This window comes from Nocardia carnea NBRC 14403, assembly GCF_000308515.1.
Taxonomy (GTDB): Bacteria; Actinomycetota; Actinomycetes; order Mycobacteriales; family Mycobacteriaceae; genus Nocardia; species Nocardia carnea.
This window is the reverse complement of record NZ_BAFV01000109.1, coordinates 1-17,623: the sequence shown is the minus strand read 5'-3', so window position 1 is coordinate 17,623 and position 17,623 is coordinate 1. Positions and strand designations below refer to the sequence as shown.

General features: G+C 66.4%; 12 protein-coding genes. 6 read left to right on the top strand and 6 right to left on the bottom strand.

Going from position 1 to position 17,623, the window contains the following annotated elements; translation table 11 throughout:
- The first annotated feature begins 89 nt into the window (after window positions 1–89).
- Window positions 90–905 (top strand): enoyl-CoA hydratase-related protein, encoded by an 816-nt coding sequence (locus ON22_RS27500; protein ID WP_051158157.1) that lies wholly within the window; start codon window positions 90–92, stop codon window positions 903–905.
- A 15-nt stretch (window positions 906–920) separates the two neighbouring features.
- Here ON22_RS27500 and ON22_RS27495 read toward each other — a convergent pair whose 3' ends face one another.
- The 4 genes from ON22_RS27495 to ON22_RS27480 form a co-directional block, all read right to left on the bottom strand.
- The gene (locus ON22_RS27495) at window positions 921–1,733 is read right to left on the bottom strand and encodes an alpha/beta fold hydrolase (RefSeq protein WP_033247635.1); all 813 of its coding nucleotides are present in this window, start codon (window positions 1,731–1,733) and stop codon (window positions 921–923) included.
- 80 nt (window positions 1,734–1,813) lie between these two features.
- Window positions 1,814–4,018 (bottom strand): 3-hydroxyacyl-CoA dehydrogenase NAD-binding domain-containing protein, encoded by a 2,205-nt coding sequence (locus tag ON22_RS27490; protein WP_033247636.1) that lies wholly within the window; start codon window positions 4,016–4,018, stop codon window positions 1,814–1,816.
- 35 nt (window positions 4,019–4,053) lie between these two features.
- Window positions 4,054–5,271, bottom strand: a complete 1,218-nt coding sequence (locus tag ON22_RS27485; protein WP_033247637.1) for an acetyl-CoA C-acetyltransferase — start codon at window positions 5,269–5,271, stop codon at window positions 4,054–4,056.
- A gap of 102 nt (window positions 5,272–5,373) precedes the next feature.
- Entirely contained in the window at window positions 5,374–6,093 is a 720-nt protein-coding gene (locus ON22_RS27480) for a nitroreductase (RefSeq protein WP_051158156.1), read from the bottom strand.
- A gap of 139 nt (window positions 6,094–6,232) precedes the next feature.
- On the opposite strand from ON22_RS27480, the gene ON22_RS27475 reads away from it, so the two are divergent.
- Together ON22_RS27475 and ON22_RS27470 are read left to right on the top strand one after the other, a co-directional pair.
- Window positions 6,233–7,552: an oxygenase MpaB family protein gene (locus ON22_RS27475; RefSeq protein WP_033247654.1), complete on the top strand. Its 1,320-nt coding sequence runs from the start codon at window positions 6,233–6,235 to the stop codon at window positions 7,550–7,552.
- A complete protein-coding gene (locus tag ON22_RS27470) occupies window positions 7,549–8,700 on the top strand; it encodes a CaiB/BaiF CoA transferase family protein (RefSeq protein ID WP_033247638.1) in 1,152 nt (383 codons plus the stop codon). Before ON22_RS27475 ends, ON22_RS27470 begins: the two co-directional genes overlap by 4 nt.
- Window positions 8,701–8,796: 96 nt before the next feature.
- On the opposite strand, the gene ON22_RS27465 is transcribed toward ON22_RS27470, so the two are convergent.
- Window positions 8,797–9,936: an acyl-CoA dehydrogenase family protein gene (locus ON22_RS27465; RefSeq protein ID WP_033247639.1), complete on the bottom strand. Its 1,140-nt coding sequence runs from the start codon at window positions 9,934–9,936 to the stop codon at window positions 8,797–8,799.
- Window position 9,937: 1 nt separating this feature from the next.
- Window positions 9,938–11,104, bottom strand: a complete 1,167-nt coding sequence (locus ON22_RS27460; protein ID WP_033247640.1) for an acyl-CoA dehydrogenase family protein — start codon at window positions 11,102–11,104, stop codon at window positions 9,938–9,940.
- A 122-nt stretch (window positions 11,105–11,226) separates the two neighbouring features.
- Here ON22_RS27460 and ON22_RS27455 point away from each other — a divergent pair, with 122 nt between their 5' ends.
- The 3 genes from ON22_RS27455 to ON22_RS27445 all read left to right on the top strand — a co-directional run bounded on the left by ON22_RS27455 (window position 11,227) and on the right by ON22_RS27445 (window position 16,522).
- Window positions 11,227–13,233 (top strand): flavin-containing monooxygenase, encoded by a 2,007-nt coding sequence (locus ON22_RS27455; protein WP_033247641.1) that lies wholly within the window; start codon window positions 11,227–11,229, stop codon window positions 13,231–13,233.
- Between the two features lie 12 nt (window positions 13,234–13,245).
- The gene (locus tag ON22_RS27450; RefSeq protein WP_033247642.1) at window positions 13,246–15,084 is read left to right on the top strand and encodes an AMP-dependent synthetase/ligase; all 1,839 of its coding nucleotides are present in this window, start codon (window positions 13,246–13,248) and stop codon (window positions 15,082–15,084) included.
- A 133-nt stretch (window positions 15,085–15,217) separates the two neighbouring features.
- Window positions 15,218–16,522, top strand: coding sequence for a TetR/AcrR family transcriptional regulator (locus ON22_RS27445; RefSeq protein WP_033247643.1), 1,305 nt, complete (start codon window positions 15,218–15,220; stop codon window positions 16,520–16,522).
- Window positions 16,523–17,623 lie beyond the last annotated feature (1,101 nt).

Here is a 17,623-nt window from a genome sequence, read left to right as displayed (position 1 = left end):
CAATCACGTTCTGAGCTCAGCGACCGATCCGATCGGCGCGCCAGAAGACGCCTTGTCTATACATCGTGTTTAAACTAGCATGCCGGAGCATGTCCGATTGGGAAACAATTTCTCGAACCGAAGTCCTCGAAATTCGGAGATCCGGCGCGGCGGCGTCATTGGTCTTGTCGAGGCCGCACGCACTGAATGCATTCGACCTCGCGCTGCAGCATGAATTGCGAAAAGCTGTCGAATGGGCGGCCGCGGAGGAATCGGTGCGCAGCGTCCTGCTCACCGGCGCCGGACGTGCTTTCTCGGCCGGCGCCGACCTGTCACTCGACGATACGACCGGGACCACCCGTCTGTCGCCGCGTACGGAGGAAGAACTGCGAATGCGCTACAACCCGACAGTGCGCGCACTACGAACCATGCCCAAGCCGGTGGTCGCCGCGGTCAACGGCCCCGCTGCCGGCGCGGGCTGTGCTCTGGCACTGGCCTGCGATCAGATCGTGGCGGCCCGGTCGGCGTCGTTTACGCTGGCGTTCGCTCGTGTCGGACTGACCCTCGATGCCGGTGCGTCTGCGCTCCTGGGCGCCCGAGTAGGGCTGGGCCGGGCCACCCGGATGGCATTGCTGGCCGAGCGAATCGACGCCGAGACCGCACTGCAGTGGGGCATGGTGGACGAAGTCACCGACGACGATGTACTGGCCCCCCACGCCGCTGAACTCGCCCTGCGACTGGCCGGCGGCCCCACCGCCGCATTCGCCGCGACCAAACGCAATCTGAACATCGCGCTGCTTCCCCAACTGGAGGCCGCCTTCGAGGGCGAGGTCCAGGAGCAGACTCGATTGGTCGATTCGCCTGATTTCCGTGAGGGCGTCGCCGCGTTCGCACAGCGACGGCCACCGGTCTTCGAAGGTCGCTGAGAGCCGGCCTGCTGATCAGCCCGCCCTGCGCGCGACGGCCGCGAGCAGGGCGGCGTCGAACTCGTCGGCCTTTTCCAGCATGGGATAGTGGCCGGTGTCCAGTTCGACCAGTGTGCTGTCGAGCTGCTCGCTCAGCCAGCGCGCGCCGCGCACCGACAACGCGGGGTCTGCGGTACCGATGATCTGGGTCACCGGAGCTGGAACACCTCCGAGGATATGGGTTTGATCGGTGCCCAGCAGTGTCCTCATCGCCGCGCGACCTGCCCAGCTCGGGGTCTGCAGCGAGATGCGGTGCAGCCAGTCGAGCACATGCGGGGACGGCGGCTCCTTGAAAGGATCGCCGACCGCGCTGCGGCGCAGCGCGATCCGATCGTCGTGCTCGGCGTTCAAGATCGCGGTCAGCGGCCCGTGAGCCGGCACACCGAACGGGAAGGATTCGGTCCGGGAGGCGGCGACACCGTTCGATGCCACCAGAACCACGGCGGCGACCGCCTCCGGGTGATCGTGCGCGAGGCGCAGCGCGACCATCCCACCGAGCGACCAGCCGACCACCGTGGCCGCCGGCGTGCCGAGGGCGGCCAGTACGTCGGCGGCGTCCCGGGCGAGCGAGTCGATTTCGTATCCGTCCAGCGGCGCATCGGACCCGCCGTGCCCGCGCAGGTCCATGGCGAGCACCCGATACCCGGATTCGGCGAGCACGCGAATCTGACGATCCCACGCCTCACCGCTGAGGCTCCAGCCATGGATCAGCAGGACGGGCTGTCCCGTCCCCAGGACTCGGACATTGATACGGACACCGTCACGGGTGTCGACCAGACGTGCGGACATGATTCCTCTCGGCTCCGACTCGGCGGTGGGTTGCGCGCAGCGCAAACCCACCGCCGTTCTGGTTGGGTGAAGGCTGCCGATCAGGACAGCGCCAGCTCCGGCTCATGTGTCGCGCCGGCCACGGTGCCGCCTTGTCCGGCGATAGCGACCAGCGACGCGGGCGGCGCGAACCGGTCACCGTAGGCGGCGGCGAATTGTTCGGCGCGCCGGACGAACCCCGCGGCTCCCCCGGCATAACCGTCGATGTACTGCAACACACCGCCGGTCCAGCCCGGGTATCCGATGCCCAGCAGCGAACCGATATTGGCGTCCGGAACCGATTCCAGCACCCCTTCGTCGAGGCATTTGACCGACTCGATCGCCTCGACGAACAGCAGGCGCTCCTTCACGTCGGTGAACGGCAGCTCCGCGCGAGGTGACCCGAATGCCTCGCTCAGCCCAGGCCACAGCCGCTGCCGGGCACCGTTCTCGCCGTACTCGTAGAATCCGGCGCCGGCCAGCCGGCCTGCCCGGCCGAACTCGCTCAGCATGCGGTCCAGGACCGCCTCCGCCGGATGGGCGACCCAGGTCCGCCCGGCCGCCTGGGCCGCGTCCCGGGACGCGTTCCGCACCCGGCGCAGCAGTTCGAGATTCAGTTCGTCGGCCAGCTGTAGTACCGGGGCCGGATAACCGGCCTGAGTGGCCGCCTGTTCGATCACCGGTGCGGGCACGCCCTCGCCGAGCATGGCCAGCGCCTCGTTGACGAAGGTGCCGATAACGCGGCTCGTGAAGAAGCCCCGGCTGTCGTTCACCACGATCGGGGTCTTGGCGATTGCGCGGGCCAGGTCCAAGGCGCGAAACAGGGTTTCCTCCGAGGTCTGCTCTCCCTTGATGATCTCGAGCAGGGGCATCCGGTCCACCGGGCTGAAGAAGTGCAGGCCGATGAACCGCTCCGGGTCGGTGACATTCCCGGCGAGACCGGTAATGGGGAGCGTCGAGGTGTTCGAACCGATCAGAGCGCCGGGCGCCAGCAACGGTTCGACTTCACGCAGCACGTCGGCCTTCAGCGAAGGATCCTCGAAAACCGCCTCGATCACCAGGTCGGCTCCGGCGACGTCGGCGATATCGGCGGTCGGCAGAATACGCGCGAGGACCTCGTCCCGGAACTTCTCGGTGATCTTCCCGGACTTCACCTGCTTGCCCAGCACCCGCTGCGCGTAGCTCTTGCCGCGCTCGGCAGCCTCGGTGGTCACGTCCTTCAGCACCACCTCGATGCCCGAGACCGCGCACTGGTAGGCGATTCCCGCGCCCATCATCCCCGCGCCGAGTACCACCGCCTTCTGTGGCGACCACACCTCCTGCGACCCCTTGCGGCCACGCGGACCCTTGACCGTCTGCAGGTCGAAGAAATTCGCCTGGATCATGTTCTTCGCGATCTGTCCGGTCGCCAGATCCAGGAAGTAGCGTGCCTCGATGGTCAGCGCGTTGTCGATATCGACCTGGGCACCCTCGACCGCCGCCGCGAGGATGTTCTCCCGCGCCGGGTAGGGCGCGCCCTTGGTCTGAGCGCGCAGGCTCGCCGCCAGGGCGGGCAGGCTCGCGTTCAGCGGCGCACCACGATCACCGGGGGCGCCGCCCGGGATGCGGAATCCGGCGGTATCCCAGGGCTGTCGGGCACCGGCGTTTTCCCTGATCCATGCCGTCGCGGCCGCGACCAGTTCGTTGGCCGTAGCAACGGTCGCGTCGACGATACCGAGCTCCAGCGCGTCGGCCACGGTGTGTTTCTTACCTGTCAGTAGCACCTCCTGCAATGCGGTGCGCACGCCCAGCATGCGGACCGACCGGACCACGCCCCCGGCACCTGGCAGCAGGCCCAGGGTGACCTCGGGCAAACCGAGGCGTACGTTCGGCGCGTCGATCACAACGCGGTGGTGCGCGGCCAAGGCGAGTTCCAGGCCGCCGCCCAGCGCGGAGCCGTTGATCGCCGCCACGACCGGGACCGGCAGTTTCTCCAGCCGTCGCAACAGGGCACTGTTGCGACGCACGAAGGCGGCGAACTCGTCCAGCCGGTCACGGCTCGCCGCACGCAGATCGTTCAGATCGCCACCGGCGAAAAAGGTCGGCTTACCCGAAGTGATGATCACCCCGGTCACGTCTTCGGAGTTCTCGATTGCGTCGAGTTCATCGGCCAAGGATTCCACGAATAGCGAATTCATAGTGTTCACACGCTGGTTCGGGTCGTCGATCGTCAGAGTGACGATCCCGTGGGAATCGCGGGTCGCGCGGATGGCGCTGACGGTGCTCATCGGTGTTTCGGTGTCCTTTCCGGATACAGCCGTGGTCAGAGGGCTTCTACGACGGTCGCGATGCCCATGCCGCCGCCCACACAGAGGGTCACCAGGCCGTACCGACCGCCAGTGCGGTGCAGTTCGTCCAGCACCGTGGAGACGAGCATCGCGCCGGTGGCGCCCAGTGGATGCCCCATGGCGATCGCACCGCCGTTGACATTGACTTTCGCAATATCGACGTCGAGGTCGCGCGCGAAGCGCAGCACCACCGATGCGAACGCCTCGTTCACCTCGAAAAGGTCGATATCCTCGACCCGCAGGCCCGCCTTGGCCAGTGCCTTGCGCGAGGCCGGGGCAGGTGCGGTGAGCATGATGGTCGGGTTGTCTCCGGAGACCGCTGTCGCGACGACGCGGCCACGCGGGGTGAGGCCGAGTTCGGCGCCGGCCCGTTCACTCCCGACCACCAGCAGCGCGGCACCGTCCACGATGCCGGAGCTGTTACCGGCGTGATGCACATGATCGATCCGCTCGATATGCGGGAACTCCTGCAGCGCGACCGCATCGAATCCCGCGGTCGCACCCAGGGCGGCGAACGAGGGAGTCAGCGCGGCAAGCGAATCCACGCTGGCCCCGGGCCGGATCGTCTCATGACGGTCCAGCACCACGCGGCCGGTGACATCCCGCACGGGAACGACAGATCCGGCGAACCGCCCCTCGGCCTCCGCTTTGGCCGCGAGTTCGTGGGAGCGGGCCGCGAATTCGTCGACATCGGTGCGGCCGAAACCCTCCACAGTGGCGATCAGATCGGCGCCGATACCCTGTGGGACGAAACCGGTGGCGAGGTTCGTCGCCGGATCGTCCATCCAGGCCGCGCCGTCGGAACTCATCGGCACCCGCGACATGGACTCGACACCGCCGGCCAGGACGACGTCCTCGAACCCCGACCGCACTTTCTGCGCGGCCAGGTTGACCGCCTCCAGTCCGGAGGCGCAGAAGCGGTTGATCTGAACCCCGGCGACGGTGTGCGGCAGACCGGCCACCAGCGACGCCGTGCGGGCAATATCGCCGCCCTGCTCACCGACCGGGGACACGACCCCGAGCACGATATCGTCGATGCGGACCGGGTCCAGCGACGGATTGCGCTCCAGCACGGCCTGGATCGTCCCGACGGCCAGATCGATCGGCTTGATCGTGTGCAGGGAGCCGGAACTCTTTCCGCGGCCCCGAGGTGTCCGGACGGCATCGTAGATCAGCGCCTGTGTTTCCGGCATGAGGACTCCTCTACTGAGTGGTATTCACGAGTGCCGCTGCGATCAGGCACTTTCCGCAACATACAATGCGTCTAAACACATTGTCTAGTCCGATTGCGATGCTCACTGGCCACCGGCGAAAGTGACGAGCTCGCCCAACTCCTGCCGATCGGTGCGGTAGGAGTTGGCCGGGTGATCAGCGTCGGGGTAGCCGAAGGAGATGCCCAGCAGCACCTGCCGCCCCTCGGGAAGCCCGAAGTGGCGCCGGATCAGCGGCGCCTGAGTGGCGAGCGCGGCCTGCGGAATGGTCGCGACTCCGCGACTGTGGGCGGCGAGCACGAAATTGGATACGAAGATCCCGCAGTCCACAGCACCGTAGGCACCCAGTGCCCGCTCGGTCGTGACGATCGCGACATGCGGCGCATCGAACAGGTCGAAGTTGCGCAGCATCTGTTGCCCCGAGGCCACCCGGTCCCCTTTTTCGATGCCGAGACTCGAGTACAGCTGCCATCCGCTGATCCGGCGACGCTCACGGTAGATCCCCTCGTAGGCCGTGGGAAACGGGATATCCGGCGCCCCCTCCGGCCCCGCGGCGATGGCGGTACGCAGGGTGTCACGGAACCGTTCCGTCTCGGCCCCTTCGGTGATATGCACATGCCAGGGCTGAGTGTTGCACCAGGACGGCGACCGGCGGGCCAGACCGAGAATTCGCGCGATCTCGTGACGCGGGACAGCTTCGGAGGTGAAGGCGCGACAACTCCAGCGGGAGCTCAGGATGCGCTCGAGCACATCAGTGGCCTCGTCGTCGGGACCGAGAACAGCGGCATGGAGATTTTCGGGCATGGGATTCCTCACCGATGACAGCGGATGGTGGCACTCGACGGCCGAACAGGCTGAACTACGAGGCCATACAGTTAGTGTAGACATTGTGTTCAGTCGGGTCTACCCTCGGTGTAATGCCAGTCACAACGAGGAGATGAATATGACCAGCGCATCGACGCGCCCGGAGACACGCACCTTCCGCGGCGATATGGACGTACCGCCGGGCCTGCCCCGCGGCATCGATCTGGGGCGCATCGCCAACAGAGACAAGGCAGTCGCGATGTACGGCCGCGAGATGGTCGAGAAACTCACCGATCACGCGCTGCTCGCCGACGACTACGCCTACCAGGCGGTGCTGGACTTCAAGGACAAATCCAACACCACCTCCTGGCGTACCTTCGATCTGGCGCTCGAGCGCGGGATCGACGCGGTCGAGGACCCCAGCCCCGGCCTGGTCGCCTTGTTCGAGCAGCTCGACCGGATTCCCGAGTGGGTCGACTTCGACCAGCTGTACCGCGGCGCGGTCGCCTTCTGGCGTGCCGGGCCGATCGTCCCGCCGGTGCTGGCATGGGCGACCATCGCGGGCGGGTTCTCGATGTACAGCGCGACCCGGCCGGTGCTGTTCAGCGGCCGGTTGCGGCAGTCGGACAAAGTCGGCACCAGGCTGATCGAGAGCTTCCGCTACGTTGTCGCCGCCTACACCCCCGGTGGTATGCGCCGGTTCGAGGAGGGGTTCCGGCTGACCGCGAAGGTGCGGATGATCCACGCGGCGGTGCGGCACAGCCTGGGCAGGTCCGATGCCTGGGACTGGGCCGGTTGGGGTGTTCCGATCAACAACCTCGACGGCATGGTGACCCAGGCCGGCCAGTTCGGCGTGAAGTTCGTCGATGCGGTGCAGAACTCGGGAATCCGCTACAGCGATCGCGAACTGGAGGATATCTTCGCGCTCAGCCGGTACGTCGGATATGTGATCGGTGTACCGGAGGACATCCTGCACACCTCGTACGAGGATGCCCGCCGAAAAACGGAGCTGCACACCCTCATCGAGCAGCCGCCGGACGAACTGTGCCGCGACGTCGTGCATTCGATCATCCAGTTCAGCGTGGAGAACCCGCCCGGCGATGTGGAGGTTCTTCCCGCACCGATCGCCAAGTTCATGACCGACGAAAGGCGTCTGGCACTCGCCTACGGCCTGCTGCACTCCTGGATTCCCGCCGACGTCATGACGGCGCTCGGCGCCGAACGCACCCGCTGGCGATACGTGTTGCCTGCGGTCCGGCCGCTCATCGCCGCCGCCGACCGGATCGGCCGGATACTGCCGCACGACGATGAACGAACCGCGTTCTCGATCCTGCGTCAGTTCGACGAGGCGATCCGCGTTCCCGACGGCCAGCAGGCCGCCGCGGTGGCGAATCCGGAAGAAGTGCATGCCGATGTCGCCGAGAACAGGGGCGGTATGCCCCGGGTGGCGGGCTCGTGACCGGGTCCGACCGGCCGCCGCTTTCCGGCGTCCGGATCATCGAGCTGGCCGGTATCGGACCGGGACCGTTCGCCGGAATGCTGCTCGCCGATCTCGGCGCGGAGGTTATCTGCGTGGACCGGCCGGGCGGTAATTCCTGGGCGGTGCACGGACATTCGATCATGTTCCGGAGCCGGCGCCACCTCGCCGTCGACTTGAAGACGACGGCGGGCGCCGAAGTGGTGCGAAAGCTCTGCGCCGACGCGGACGGTCTCATCGAGACCTTCCGCCCCGGCGTTGCCGAGCGGCTCGGCGTGGGGCCGGCGGAATGTCTGGCGGCGAATCCGGATCTCGTCTACGGCCGGATGACCGGCTGGGGGCAGAACGGCCCGATGGCCACCATGCCCGGACACGACATCAACTACATCGCACTGGCCGGGGCACTGCACGCGATCGGCCGCAAGGATCAGCCGCCGGTGCCGCCCCTGAACCTGGTCGGCGACTTCGGTGGTGGCGGCATGCTGCTCGGGATGGGAATGCTCGCCGGTATCCTCGCGGCTCGTGCCGGTGGTGGTGGCCGGGTGATCGACGCGGCCATGATCGACGGCGTCTCCGCGCTGATGGCGATGTTCCACACCTACCGGTCCGAGGGCATGTTCACCGACGAGCGCGGCACTCACCTGCTCGACTCGGGTGCGTTCTTCTACGACGTCTACCGGACCCGGGACCAGCAGTGGGTGAGCATCGGCGCCATCGAGGCTCCGTTCTGGCAGGAGTTGTGCGATCTCCTCGAACTGCCCGATGAGGTACGTGACAACCAATTCGATACCGCGGGCTGGCCCGAGTACCGACGGATACTGGCCGAGCGCATCGCCACCTTCGACCGCGCCGAGCTCGACAAGCTGCTCCTCGGCAGCAATACCTGCTACGCGCCGGTGCTCTCGCTGGCCGAGACGGTCGAACACCCACACCATCTCGCGCGCGGAACCTTCGTCGATATCGACGGCATGGTGCAGCCCGCTCCCGCACCCCGTTTCGACGGCGCCCCACCCACCACGCCGCGGCCGCGCCGGGCGCCCGGGGCGGACAGCAGGAGCATTCTCGAAGGCCTCGGCTACCCGGCGGAAGAAGTGGACGCGCTCATCGGCAGCGGAGTCGTCGCCGACTGATCCGGACCCCGGGGCGGTCGCTTCCGCGATATCGCTGTCACGGACACTCCTCGCGCCGACGACGTCGCGAGGTACGGCCGCCCCGGCCCGCGCCGGCTACAACCCGAGCGAGCGACCGACGATCTCGCGCATGATCTCGTTGGTCCCCCCGTAGATCTGCTGCACCCGCGCGTCCCGCCACCGGCGCGCGACCTCGTATTCCTCCATATAGCCGTAGCCACCGTGCAACTGCAGGCAGCTGTCCAGCGCCTCGAACTCGAGTTCGGTGGTCCAGAACTTCGCCCCGGCGGCCTCCGCCGCGGTCAGTTCCCCGCTGTTCTGCGCCTCGATACACCGGTCGATGAACACCCGGGCGATCCCGACCCGCGTTGCCAGCTCCGCGAGCCGGAACCGGTTGGACTGGAACGAACCGATCGGCTGCCCGAACGCCTTGCGCTCTTTGGCATAGGCGACCGCGGTCTCGACCGCGTGCTCGGCGCTGGCCACCGCGACCACAGCCATCGACAGCCGCTCCTGTGCGAGGTTCCCCATCAAGTAGTGCAAACCTTTGCCCGGCTCACCGAGCACGTCGGCGTCGGGTACCCGCACGTCGCGGAAGAACAACTCGGCGGTGTCCTGCGCGCGGCGCCCGATTTTGTCGAGTTTACGGCCGCGCTCGAAGCCCTCCCGGCCCGCAGGAACGACGAACAGTCCGAAACCGCCGCCGTCACCGTCTGGAATACGGGCGGCCACAATGATCAGATCGGCCTGGATGCCCCGCGTCACGAATGTCTTGGAACCACTGATCTGCCAGCCCCCCGGTACGCGCGCCGCAGTCGTCTTGATAGCGCGCAGGTCGGAACCGGTACCCGGTTCCGACATAGCGATCGCGATCGCGGTATCACCGGACACGATCCCGGGCACCCACCGCCGCTGCTGTTCCACCGTGGCGATATCGAGAAAGTACGGCAACACAATGTCGTTGGTCAGCGAGAAGCCGTCCCCGACGGTCCCGGTGCGCACAACCTCCTCGTTCAGGACGGCGTTGAACCGGAAGTCGCGCAGGCCCGTACCGCCGAACTCCTCCGCGGCGGCGAAGCCGACCAGACCCTGTGCGGCGGCAGCTTTCCAGAAACCGCGATCGACCTGGCCCGCCGCCTCCCATTCGGCGGTGTGCGGCACGGCGTTCTTCTCCAGGAAACTGCGCACCGACGCGCGGAACTGATCGTGGTCATCGGTGAAGATCGTCCGCTCCATCTCAGATCCCCATCGCTTTTCCGACGATCTCTTTCATGATCTCGCTCGTCCCGCCGTAGATCCGCTGTACCCGGGCGTCGGCGTAGGCGCGCGCAATCGGGAACTCCGCCATATAGCCGTAGCCGCCGAACAACTGCAGGCATGCGTCGACCACCCGGCCCTGGGTCTCGGTGGCCGCCAGTTTGGCCATCGCCGCCCGCTCGGGGGTGAGCGTGCCGACCACATGCTCGCGCAAGCAGTCGGTGACGAACGCTTGCACTACCTCGGTCCGGGTATACGCCTCCGCCAGCGTGAACCGGGTGTTCTGGAAGCCTGCCAGCGGTTTCCCGAATGCCTTACGTTCGCGCACATAGTCGATCGCGTATTCCACTGCGCGGGCGGCCGCCGCCGCGCTCGCTATGGCGATGGTCAGTCGTTCCTGTGACAGGTTCGACACCAGGGCGGTGAAGCCGCTGCCCGGTTCTCCGAGCAGATTCGCCGCCGGCACTCGGGCGTCGTTGAAGAACAGCTCCGCGGTGTCCTGCGCGTGCATGCCGATCTTCTCCAGATTCCGGCCGCGGGTGAACCCGGGGGTGTCCCGCTCCACCACGATCAGCGACAGGCCGCCGTGCCTACCCGCCGTCTTGTCGGTCCGGGCCGCGACGATCACCAGGTCGGCGTTGATACCGTTGGAGATGAAGGTCTTCGCGCCGTTGAGCAGGTAGTGATCGCCGTGGCGCACCGCGGTGGTCTCGATGCCGGCAAGATCGGAACCGGTCCCCGGTTCGGTCATGGCGATCGCAGCGACCCGTTCTCCGCTCGCCAGTCCGGGCAGCCAACGCCGACGCTGCTCGTCGTCGGCGTAGCGGAGGAAGTACGGCAGACATATGTCGTTGTGCAGGTTGATGCCGAACGACATGACACCGGCGCGCACGACTTCCTCGGCGATCACCGCGTTGAACCGGAAGTCGTCCACGCCGCCACCACCGAGTTCCTCATCGATCGCCATACCGAGGAATCCGTGTTTCCCGGCCTCGGAGAAGACGTCTCGCGGGATGATCCCATCCCGTTCCCACCGCGGGTAGTCGGGGACCACCCGCGACTCCAGAAATGTGCGGAAACTCTGCCGGAACGATTCATGCTCGGTGTCGTAGACCGATCCGGTACGGGAAAGCTCTGTTGTCGTCATACGGCCGACTATACATTCTATCCATACATAATGTATGCCCTCTGTTTCAATTTCCGACCAGCAGCGAACAAGCGATCCGAACTTGATTGACACCACGTCTGAACAGATTGTATGGTCGCGCTATGTCGCAGTCGATCCCACCTACCATCGCTTCCCCCTGGGGTGCACAGCCGGCCGGAAGCTTCCGGCCGTCGGCCGATTTCACCGACGAGGAACTCGACACCGCCCTCACCGACGCCAACCTGCCGGTGCTGCTGGGTTCGCTCGCGCTGCTGACCGGTGAGGATCGCTGGATCGAGGCCCCGTACCTGCCGACGGCACCGGCAGACTTGGGTGATCACGACTCGGGCGGCTTCGACGAACCGGTGCGACAAAAGATCCGGAGCGAAGCCACCACGGTCCTGCGGGCCTGGCGGGACGGAACCGCGACGTTCCCGGAGACCCCGCCGGAGCCGGAGCGGCTCGCTCGCGTGCTGTCGATCATGCTCGCCGATTCGATACCCGACGAATACGGCACCCTGCTCGGCGAAGAGATGGGGATCTACCCCCGCCACACCGAACCCCGGACCCCGGCCCCCCCAGAGTTCCGGGTGCTGATCATCGGTGCCGGTGTCTCCGGGCTCGCCATGGCGGTCCGGCTCGGCCAGGCCGGTATCGATTACCTCCTGGTCGACAAGAACGACGAGGTCGGCGGAACCTGGCATGAGAACACCTACCCGGGCTGCGGGGTGGACACCCCCAGCCATCTGTACGCCCTCTCATTCGACCCCAAGCCCGACTGGTCCAGCTACTTCGCCCCACAGGACGAACTCGCGCACTACTGGCGCACCCTGGCCGACCGCCACCACGTACGCGAACACGTACGCTTCGGCACCCGAGTGAGGGTCGCGACCTACGACGAGGCAGCGTCCCGGTGGGAGGTCACCGTAGAACCCGCCGACGGCTCCGGGCCCGTCGAGACACTCACCGCCGATATCGTGATCAGCGCCGTGGGACTGCTGAATCAACCCAGTGTGCCGGATCTACCCGGACTCGGCGAGTTCCAGGGACCCGCCGCGCACACCGCGCGGTGGGATTCGGGGCTGGACCTGACAGGGAAACGCGTTGCGGTCATCGGCACCGGCGCCAGCGCCATGCAGGTCGTGCCCGCCAGTGCCGAGATCGCCGAGCGGGTCACCGTGTTCCAGCGCACGGCGCAGTGGGCCACACCGCACCCACTGAAGGGGCGTGAGGTGCCCGATGCCGTCCGATTCCTCTGCGAACACGTGCCGTTCTATCTGGCCTGGTACCGCGCCCGCCTCTTCTGGCGGATGGGCGACAAGGTGTGGGGTCTGCTGCAGGTGGACAGCGAATATCCGCACCTGGGGCGGGCGGTGAACAAGAGCAACGACCGGCTGCGCGCCCTCCTCACCAGCTATATCGAGCACGAACTCGAGGGCCGGCCCGATCTGATCGCCAAGAGCGTGCCGACCTATCCGCCCTACGGAAAGCGGATGCTCATCGACGCGGGTTGGTTCCGCACCCTGCGCCGCGACAATGTCGAACTGGTGACCGAGCCGATCGACACCATCACCACGAACTGCCTACGCACCACCGACGGCGCCGAATACGAAGCCGATATCATCGTGTTGGCCACAGGTTTCAACGCGGTCGACGTGCTCGGCTCGGTCGAGGTCCGAGGCCGTGGCGGTCGCACGTTGCGCGAGGTCTGGGGTGAGGGCGACGGCCGAGCACACCTGGGTATCACTGTGCCCGGGTTCCCGAACTTCTTCTGCCTGTACGGGCCCAACACCAACACGGGTCACGGCGGCACCGTCATCGCGGGCACCGAGATGCAGGTGCAGTACGTCACCGCCGTGATCGCGGCGCTCATCGACAACGACTGGGCGGCAGTCGAGGTGCGTCAGGACGCGCACGACGCCTACAACCGCGAACTGGACGAAGCACTCGCGCGCACCGTATGGGACTTCGGCGGAACCACCACCTACTACCGCAACGGGCGCGGGCGCATCGTCACCAATAGCCCGTGGCGCTACGTCGATTACTGGAAACGGGTCCACACGCCCCTGCTGGAGGACTTCGAGATCACCCGCCGCGACGCGTCCGTCGCGGCCACTCCCACCCGATGATGTGAGGTAGTCATGTCCGAACTGGTAGAGACCGCCACCGCCGGCGCAGCACCCGGCATCTCCGCTGCCACGCTGCCACAGGCGTTCCAGGCCACCGCGACCGCTCGGGCCGAGAACACCGCCCTCGTCGCTCACGGCGAGGACCGGTCACTGACCTGGTCCGAGTACGCCACCGCGGTAGAGGAAGTCGCGGCCGGACTGGCCGCGCTCGGCATCGGGCGCGGTGACACCGTGGCCATCATGCTGTCCAACAGCCCGGAATTCCACATAGTCGATATGGCGGCGCTGCACCTGGGTGCCACCCCGTTCTCGATCTACCTCACCTCGTCCCCGGAGCAGATCGCCTACCTGTTCGACAATGCGGCCAACACCGTGCTGGTGACAGAACAGCGTTTTCTCGACGTCATCGGCCGGACGGACGCCCCGCTGCTGAAGCATGTCGTCGTCACCGACATCGACGGGCCGGGAAGCACCGACGGCGCCGAAACGCTCTCCCTGACCGAACTTCGCCGCCGGCGGCCGGCCGGCTTCGATTTCGCGGCGACCTGGCGAGCGGTGCGGGCCTCGGATGTGGCCACGCTTATCTACACCTCCGGCACCACCGGTGATCCGAAGGGGGTGGAACTGACGCACGCGAACCTGATGTTCGTCATGCACACGTGCAATATCCGCTTCCCCTTCGCCACCGAGGGCGCCGCGATCTCGTACCTGCCCACCGCCCACGCCGCCGACCGAGTCTTCTCCCACTACCTGGCCACGGTGACCGGCTGGCCGATCACGACCGTCCGCGATGCCGCTACGGTCTTCGCCGCGGTCGCGATCACTCGCCCCAGCTGGTTTCTCGGCGTGCCGCGGATCTGGGAGAAGCTGCGCGGGGCACTACTCAGCAGATTCAGTGGCCTTCCCGAAGAACAGCGGTCCACGACCACCGGTTCACTGGCCGCGGCGATCACCGCGGTGCGGCTCGAGCAGGAACGCGCCGAGGTGCCCGCCGTGCTCGCCGAGCAAGTGGCCGCCGCCGAGGAGCGGATCTTCCAGCCGCTCCGGAAGCAACTCGGGTTCGACCGGATAGCCCTGCTCATGACCGGGGCCGCACCCATCGCGCCAGCGGTGCACGAGTTCTTCCTCGCCCTCGGGCTGCCACTGCAGGAGGGTTTCGGTATGTCCGAGACCGGGGCGCTGGGATTCACCAACCTCCCCACCGATATCCGGATCGGCAAGGTCGGTTTGGCCCAGCCCGGTACCGAGGCCATGCTCGCCGCCGACGGGGAACTGCTGTTGCGCGGACCGCACGTCATGCGCGGCTATCGCAAGGACCCCGCCAGGACCAGCGAGGCCATCGACCCGCAGGGGTGGCTGCACACAGGCGATATCGCGGTCATCGACGAGGAAGGTTGGGTCAGCATAGTCGACCGCAAGAAGGAACTGATCATCAACGCAGCCGGCAAGAACATGTCACCGGCCAATATCGAGAGCACACTCAAAAGCACCTCGCCACTGATCGGCCAGGTCTGCGTGATCGGCGACCGCCGCCCCTTCAATATCGCGCTGATCGTGCTCGACGCCGATTCGGCACGAATCTTCGCCGAAGAGCACGGCATCACCGATACCTCGATGGCGGCGCTGGCTGCCGACCCGCGAATACGCGCCGAGATCGATACCGCAATCGAGCAGGCGAACTCGCGATTGTCCCGCGTCGAGCAGCTCAAGGCGTACCGTCTGCTCGACACCGAGTGGCTGCCCGACTCCGAGGAACTCACGCCGACCATGAAACTCCGGCGGCGGGGGGTCGCCGACAAGTACGCCGACCTGATCGAGGAAATCTACCTCGCCACCACGCGGCCGGCGTGACCACGCCACCCGAGCTCCGGGCGGGCAAGGAATCGGATGCCGACTTGCCCGCCCGAATACTACTCCGCTGCGCTCACACAAGGACAGACAGGACGACCGTTCAGTGTGTCCAGACATCATATAGGGTGATCGAGTGGACAAGGAATCGCTAGCACGCCAGCGGCCCCGCGCACACGACGGCGGTGCCGCGGCCGAACTCGCGGTATTAGCGGCCACCGAGGAGCTGCTGCAGGAATCGTCGCTGCACGACCTGACCGTGGCACACATCATCAAACGCGCCGGGCTGTCCCGCGCCAACTTCTACCACTATTTCGCATCGAAGTTCGACGTCGTGGTGGCCATGGTGTCCCGCCTGCTGACCGATACCTACACCGATGAAGGCCCGTGGAATTCCGAGCTCGGCCGAAACCGCCAGCGAGCCCTCGGCGACAATCTGCAGCGCACTATCGGAATGTGGTCCGCACACGGTCCGCTGATCTGTGCCGTGGTCGAGAACATGCACAGCACCCCGGCACTCGCGGCAGCCTGGAACGTCATGCTGCAACGTTTCGTCTCGGCCATTGCCGAACAGGTCGATCACGAGCGAGCCGCGAACCGCGCACCCGCGGGCGCCTCGGCCGACCTCATCGCAACTGTCCTGGTCTGTGGCTACGAACGGAGCTTCTACATCGGGCAGCGCGGGCTCGACAATCGGATTCCCGACCCCGAGTCGACCGTCGCTTCGATCACCGAACTCACCCTCGCCGGAATCTACGGCGGAAAACGCCGCACGAAGCGCGCCAGGAAACGCAAATCCGCGACGGCCACCGCGCACCCGGTGACAATGCCGGAAACACACCGGCAGAAACCGGCAGCCGGAGGCGACGCCGAAACCAAAGCGGCAATCCTGCAGGCAACCAACGAGCTGCTGGGCGAGATGTCGCTGGATCAGTTGAGCGTGGCCAAGATTCTGGAGCGCTCGAAATTATCGCGCGCGACCTTCTATTTCTACTTCGAGAGCAAAGACGACGCATTCATCGACCTGTTCCAGGCCGTCGCCGACGATATCGTCCGCGGTTTCATCGATCTCGCCGCGACCGACCGCACCCACACCGACAGCATCCGCGGTGCCATCCGTACTTGGCTCGATCTCGACCCCGCCGACCTCGGTGTGCTGCGCAACGCGATCCACGAGTGGCCGCGCCGTCCCGAACTGCGCCAGCGGTACCTCACTACCGTGGCGACCATGACCGCCACAATGGAACAGATCATCGGCGACGACCGCGCCGCAGGGCTCGCGGTCGACGGCCCGCCCGCACCCGAATTCGCCGCCGTCCTGCTGTGGACTATTGAACGCAGTATCGCGGGATCGCTCGCCGGCGAAACGAATCTGCAGGACATCGACGCGGTCGCGTCCTTCCTCGGCGATCTGCTCGTCTCGTCGCTATACGGCATCTGAGTCCCGGCCCAGAACGTTCGCCTTGGTCGAGCTCCTCGACCGAGCATAGGCCGAACCCTCCAGTGCGTTCTTCGACGCCTTCTGACAACGCGGCGCGACATTCCGCGATCAAGATGACGCCGGCCTGCCGCGTGCTGCTGGAGCCAGAACCCAGCATGCAGCCACCGGGGCAATCGACAACAGCGGCGTGGCAACACCAACCACTTCGGACCGGCAATGGCGCAAAACGTCACGACAGCCGCAGCACCGCGCGGTGGATCAACGTGGGGTTTGGTTCCACTCCCCCTGTCTTGAACCTTCACCGAGACATGTCACGTGAGCGAGTCCTCACCCGCGCGCCGCGGTCGTTACGAGCCGTCCGCAAAGGCCGCTCCAGAGTGCGCCCGAACCCAGGCAGCGACCGCAACTCCGGCGATTGCCAAAGATTAGCTGTTGCGAAAATTTGTCGGCGCGTCGGCGCGACGACACGCCGGAAGAACATGCCCGGTGAGTTGCGCGGCCGTGCCGGTCACGGAAGCGGTTGACGCTGGGACCTCATTCCGGTGGTGGACCGCTGACGCAGTGGTCGATCCACCGCATACGCGCGACGCACCATCGGCCGCCCACCAAACCTCACACTTTCGTTACGCCACGACCGTACTCATCAAGGACGTCGGCAGCCATCGGCGCTGGTAGGGCATCGCATTCTGGCACCAGCCGCCTGCTCCTCGTGTGACCGTTTTTGTGACCGTTTTGAGCGTGACGGGCCGGTATCCAAGCTGATCTCCAGTGATTACAGAGGCCCCTCACCTGATACTCCAGGTGAGGGGCCTCGTCTCGAAAAGAGCTGTCAGAAGCTACTTTTCAATCACTGAACATCACTCACTTGCACTTGGCCTTGGCCTCGCGGCGGCGGCGGTGCAGGATCGGCTCGTTGGACCATCCCCGGGGGTGCGGGGCCGACTCGGCGCCCTCGGCCTCTCGCTGCGCGGCGGGCGTCGGCCCCGGCAAGTCATACGGCGTGCGTGTCCAAATCCGGCCCAGCGCCGCGACTCGGTGGGCTGCGGGGGCCAAGCCGGACACTCTGCGGTAGTGAGGTTCGGTCCGGGTACAACGGCATCC

Coding starts and splice junctions, on each gene's coding strand:
- ON22_RS27500 (WP_051158157.1), top strand. CDS start 90: ATGTCCGATTGGGAAACAATTTCTCGAACCGAAGTCCTCGAAATTCGG.
- ON22_RS27495 (WP_033247635.1), bottom strand. CDS start 1,733: ATGTCCGCACGTCTGGTCGACACCCGTGACGGTGTCCGTATCAATGTC.
- ON22_RS27490 (WP_033247636.1), bottom strand. CDS start 4,018: ATGAGCACCGTCAGCGCCATCCGCGCGACCCGCGATTCCCACGGGATC.
- ON22_RS27485 (WP_033247637.1), bottom strand. CDS start 5,271: ATGCCGGAAACACAGGCGCTGATCTACGATGCCGTCCGGACACCTCGG.
- ON22_RS27480 (WP_051158156.1), bottom strand. CDS start 6,093: ATGCCCGAAAATCTCCATGCCGCTGTTCTCGGTCCCGACGACGAGGCC.
- ON22_RS27475 (WP_033247654.1), top strand. CDS start 6,233: ATGACCAGCGCATCGACGCGCCCGGAGACACGCACCTTCCGCGGCGAT.
- ON22_RS27465 (WP_033247639.1), bottom strand. CDS start 9,936: ATGGAGCGGACGATCTTCACCGATGACCACGATCAGTTCCGCGCGTCG.
- ON22_RS27460 (WP_033247640.1), bottom strand. CDS start 11,104: ATGACGACAACAGAGCTTTCCCGTACCGGATCGGTCTACGACACCGAG.
- ON22_RS27455 (WP_033247641.1), top strand. CDS start 11,227: ATGTCGCAGTCGATCCCACCTACCATCGCTTCCCCCTGGGGTGCACAG.
- ON22_RS27450 (WP_033247642.1), top strand. CDS start 13,246: ATGTCCGAACTGGTAGAGACCGCCACCGCCGGCGCAGCACCCGGCATC.